Raw genomic sequence first — 5,525 nt, 5'->3', positions numbered from 1 at the left:
ACGGAAACGTGAGTGTCCGTGTGGTGTGCGCCCGAAGCTTGAGAACTCAACAGCGTGCTTAAAGTCAATGCCAAATATGCACAACAAACCCCGTGCTCGTGGTGTCGGAGAGGTTTTGGCCTCGATGGTTCATGGGTTCGGAATTCCTTTGATTGATTGATGATGTACCCAGCAATGGGTCTTTGTCAGCGATTGAATTTTATGTTGAACGGATTCGGGCTGTTAACCCGTGACCGCTAGTTTTCAACGGAGAGTTTGATCCTGGCTCAGGACGAACGCTGGCGGCGTGCTTAACACATGCAAGTCGAACGGTAAGGCCCCTTCGGGGGTACACGAGTGGCGAACGGGTGAGTAACACGTGAGTAACCTGCCCTTGACTTCGGAATAAGCCCGAGAAATCGGGTCTAATACCGGATGATCACCTTTGCACACATGTGTGGGGGTGCAAAGCTCCGGCGGTCAGGGATGGGCTCGCGGCCTATCAGCTAGTTGGTGAGGTAGTGGCTCACCAAGGCTTCGACGGGTAGCCGGCCTGAGAGGGCGACCGGCCACACTGGGACTGAGATACGGCCCAGACTCCTACGGGAGGCAGCAGTGGGGAATATTGCACAATGGGCGGAAGCCTGATGCAGCAACGCCGCGTGCGGGATGACGGCCTTCGGGTTGTAAACCGCTTTCAGTACCGACGAAGCGTGAGTGACGGTAGGTGCAGAAGAAGGACCGGCCAACTACGTGCCAGCAGCCGCGGTGATACGTAGGGTCCGAGCGTTGTCCGGAATTATTGGGCGTAAAGGGCTTGTAGGCGGTCTGCCGCGTCGAGAGTGAAAACTCAGGGCTTAACTCTGAGCGTGCTTTCGATACGGGCGGACTAGAGGGATGCAGGGGAGAATGGAATACCTGGTGGAGCGGTGGAATGCGCAGATATCAGGTGGAACACCAGTGGCGAAGGCGGTTCTCTGGGCATTTCCTGACGCTGAGAAGCGAAAGCGTGGGGAGCAAACAGGCTTAGATACCCTGGTAGTCCACGCCGTAAACGGTGGGCACTAGGTGTGGGACTCATTCCACGAGTTCCGTGCCGTAGCTAACGCATTAAGTGCCCCGCCTGGGGAGTACGGCCGCAAGGCTAAAACTCAAAGGAATTGACGGGGGCCCGCACAAGCGGCGGAGCATGCGGATTAATTCGATGCAACGCGAAGAACCTTACCTGGGTTTGACATATACCGGAAAGCTGCAGAGATGTAGCCCCCGCAAGGTCGGTATACAGGTGGTGCATGGCTGTCGTCAGCTCGTGTCGTGAGATGTTGGGTTAAGTCCCGCAACGAGCGCAACCCTCGTCCTATGTTGCCAGCGGGTTATGCCGGGGACTCATAGGAGACTGCCGGGGTCAACTCGGAGGAAGGTGGGGATGACGTCAAGTCATCATGCCCCTTATGTCCAGGGCTTCACGCATGCTACAATGGCAGGTACAAAGAGCTGCGAGACCGCAAGGTTAAGCGAATCTCAAAAAGCCTGTCTCAGTTCGGATTGGGGTCTGCAACTCGACCCCATGAAGTCGGAGTCGCTAGTAATCGCAGATCAGCAATGCTGCGGTGAATACGTTCCCGGGCCTTGTACACACCGCCCGTCAAGTCATGAAAGTCGGTAACACCCGAAGCCGGTGGCCCAACCCTTGTGGAGGGAGCTGTCGAAGGTGGGACCGGCGATTAGGACTAAGTCGTAACAAGGTAGCCGTACCGGAAGGTGCGGCTGGATCACCTCCTTTCTAAGGAGCCCTATGGCGAAGCTTTTGTTTCGTCCATGCACCTGGTACCGGACCGAATGTGTTCGGCCAGGTAGGCGCCGGAATGTGGAACATTGACCATTAAGCCGTAGCCGGCGAGCAACGTCAGTACAACCCAGCAATGGGAGTGGAACCTCGAAGCTCGGTGGGTACGGCCTGAGGCACGCTGTTGGGTCCTGAAGGTTCGGTAGCAATGGCAACCACCTTCCAGCGGACCTAGATCCCCCTCGACGAAAACCGAGGGGGTCTTTGATACCGCCCGTATGTTGAGAACTTCACAGTGGACGCGAGCATCTTTGTAGTAATAACAAGCTACTAAGGGCGATCGGTGGATGCCTAGGCACCAAGAGCCGATGAAGGACGTTGTAACCTGCGATAAGCCCCGGGGAGCTGGTAAACGAGCTTCGATCCGGGGATCTCCGAATAGGGAAACCTCGAAGGAAACCGGAGTAATGTCCGGCGACCCCTGTCTGAACACATAGGGCAGTGGGAGGGAACGTGGGGAAGTGAATCATCTCAGTACCCACAGGAAGAGAAAACAACAGTGATTCCGTGAGTAGACGTGAGCGAAAGCGGAAGAGGCCAAACCGTTGATGTGTGATAGCTGACAGGCGTTGCATCTGCGGTGTTGTGGGGCCATTCGGACTGGGCTGTCGACCAGTCAGAGAGTTATAAATGATCGATGAAGTCGAAGTGCGCTGGGAAGGCACGGCACAGAAGGTAATACCCCTGTAGACGTAAGTTGATCACTCTCGAGTGTTACCCCAAGTAGGACGGAGGTCCTGAATCCTCCGTGCGAATCTGGCGGGACCACCCGCTAAGCCTAAATACTCCTTGGTGACCGATAGCGGACCAGTACCGTGAGGGAAAGGTGAAAAGTACCCCGGGAGGGGAGTGAAAGAGTACCTGAAACCGATTGCCTACAATCCGTCGGAGCTGATTTTCGGATCGGTGACGGCGTGCCTTTTGAAGAATGAGCCTGCGAGTTAGTGGTATGTGGCGAGGTTAACCCGTGTGGGGTAGCCGTAGCGAAAGCGAGTCTGAATAGGGCGCTTTAGTCGCATGCTCTAGACCCGAAGCGGAGTGATCTATCCATGGCCAGGGTGAAGCGACGGTAAGACGTCGTGGAGGCCCGAACCCACCAGGGTTACAAACCTGGGGGATGAGCTGTGGATAGGGGTGAAAGGCCAATCAAACTCCGTGATAGCTGGTTCTCCCCGAAATGCATATAGGTGCAGCGTCGCGTGTTTCTTGCCGGAGGTAGAGCACTGGATAGTCTAGGGGGCCCACAAGCTTACCGAAATTAGCCAAACTCCGAATGCCGGTAAGTGAGAGCGCGGCAGTGAGACTGCGGGCGATAAGGTTCGTAGTCGAGAGGGAAACAGCCCAGAACACCAGCTAAGGCCCCTAAGCGATTGCTAAGTGGAAAAGGATGTGGAGTTGCGGAGACAACCAGGAGGTTGGCTTGGAAGCAGCCACCCTTGAAAGAGTGCGTAATAGCTCACTGGTCAAGTGATTCTGCGCCGACAATTTAGCGGGGCTCAAGCAATCCGCCGAAGCTGTGTCATTCACGCTTGTGCCCGGCCTCTCTCTTCGGAGATTGGTCCAAGCGCGTGGATGGGTAGGGGAGCGTCGTGTGCGCGGTGAAGCGGCAGGGTGACCTAGTCGTGGAGAGCACACGAGTGAGAATGCAGGCATGAGTAGCGAATGACGGGTGAGAAACCCGTCCGCCGAATGACCAAGGGTTCCAGGGTCAAGCTAATCTGCCCTGGGTAAGTCGGGACCTAAGGCGAGGCCGACAGGCGTAGTCGATGGACAACGGGTTGATATTCCCGTACCGGCGTATGAACGTCCCTGCCGAGGCGAATGATGCTAAGCACGCGAGCACTGAGGACGCCTTCGGGCAGATCCAGTGTGAGTCTGCGATCCTAGTTCGTAGTAGGCAAGCTGAGGAGTGACGCAGGAAGGTAGCCCAGCCCGGGCGATGGTAGTCCCGGGGTAAATGTGTAGGGTNGTCTGCGATCCTAGTTCGTAGTAGGCAAGCTGAGGAGTGACGCAGGAAGGTAGCCCAGCCCGGGCGATGGTAGTCCCGGGGTAAATGTGTAGGGTGAGGTGTAGGCAAATCCGCATCTCATAGGCCTGAGACATGACGCCTCTATCGATTTCGGTCGAGTGAGTGGGTGATCCTATGCTGCCTAGAAAACCTTCGTAGCGAGTTCATGAGCCGCCCGTACCCTAAACCGACTCTGGTGGTCAGGTAGAGAATACTAAGGCGATCGAGATAACCGTGGTTAAGGAACTCGGCAAAATACCCCCGTAACTTAGGGATAAGGGGGGCCGACTCTGTCTAGGGACTTGCTCCCGATGGCGGGGAAGGCCGCAGAGACCAGGCCCGAGCGACTGTTTATTAAAAACACAGGTCCGTGCTAAGTCGTAAGACGATGTATACGGACTGACGCCTGCCCGGTGCTGGAACGTTAAGGGGAGGTGTTAGCCGCAAGGCGAAGCACTGAACTTAAGCGCCAGTAAACGGCGGTGGTAACTATAACCATCCTAAGGTAGCGAAATTCCTTGTCGGGTAAGTTCCGACCTGCACGAATGGCGTAACGACTTGGGCGCTGTCTCGACCACGGACTCGGCGAAATTGCACTACGAGTAAAGATGCTCGTTACGCGCAGCAGGACGGAAAGACCCCGGGACCTTTACTATAGTTTGGTATTGGTGATTGGTACAGCTTGTGTAGGATAGGTGGGAGACTTTGAAGCAGTCACGCCAGTGGTTGTGGAGTCAATGTTGAAATACCACTCTGGTTGTTCTGGTTATCTAACGTAGGTCCGTTATCCGGATCACGGACAGTGCCTGATGGGTAGTTTGACTGGGGCGGTCGCCTCCTAAAAGGTAACGGAGGCGCCCAAAGGTTCCCTCAGCCTGGTTGGCAATCAGGTTTCGAGTGTAAGTGCACAAGGGAGCTTGACTGTGAGAGAGGCATCTCGAGCAGGGACGAAAGTCGGGACTAGTGATCTGACGGTGGCATGTGGAAGCGCCGTCACTCAACGGCTAAAAGGTACCCCGGGGATAACAGGCTGATCTTGCCCGAGCGTCCATAGCGACGGCATGGTTTGGCACCTCGATGTCGGCTCGTCGCATCCTGGGGCTGTAGTCGGTCCCAAGGGTTGGGCTGTTCGCCCATTAAAGCGGCACGCGAGCTGGGTTTAGAACGTCGTGAGACAGTTCGGTCCCTATCCGCTGCGCGCGTAGGAGTCTTGAGGAGAGCTGTCCTTAGTACGAGAGGACCGGGACGGACGAACCTCTGGTGTGCCAGTTGTTCTGCCAAGAGCACGGCTGGTTGGCTACGTTCGGAAGTGATAACCGCTGAAAGCATCTAAGCGGGAAGCACGCTCCAAGATGATGGCTCCCACAGGGTAACCTGGTAAGGCCCCCAGCAGAACACTGGGTGATAGGTCGGATGTGGAAGCACAGTAATGTGTGGAGCTGACCGATACTAATAGGCCGAGGGCTTGTTTTCTACAAAGATGCTACGCGTCCACTGTGCAGTTCCCGAGATACGGTCGGGAAACTGTTCCGCTGTTATCTTCATAGAGTTTCGGTGATCATAGCGTGAGGGAAACACCCGGTCCCATTCCGAACCCGGAAGTTAAGCCTCACAGCGCCGATGGTACTGCACGGGGAGCCGTGTGGGAGACTAGGACGTCGCCGGTCATACACATTTCAAGGTCGACCCCCA

3 rRNA genes are annotated in these 5,525 nt (G+C 56.0%); all 3 read left to right on the top strand.

Annotated elements, in window-relative coordinates:
• Positions 1–243 precede the first annotated feature (243 nt).
• The 3 genes from AC6CCG_RS34315 (at position 244) to rrf (ending at position 5,500) form a co-directional block, all read left to right on the top strand.
• A 16S ribosomal RNA gene (locus AC6CCG_RS34315) occupies positions 244–1,762 on the top strand.
• A 323-nt stretch (positions 1,763–2,085) separates the two neighbouring features.
• Positions 2,086–5,306 (top strand): 23S ribosomal RNA (locus tag AC6CCG_RS34310).
• Positions 5,307–5,383: 77 nt separating this feature from the next.
• Positions 5,384–5,500: ribosomal RNA gene (gene rrf, locus AC6CCG_RS34305) — 5S ribosomal RNA — on the top strand.
• Together the 16S, 23S and 5S rRNA genes form the textbook arrangement of a ribosomal RNA operon.
• Positions 5,501–5,525: the final 25 nt, after the last annotated feature.

The sequence above is a fragment of the Microlunatus sp. YIM B11417 genome (genome assembly GCF_059617205.1).
The sequence above is the reverse complement of the archived record's forward strand: the minus strand, read 5'-3'. Positions and strand labels throughout refer to the sequence as shown.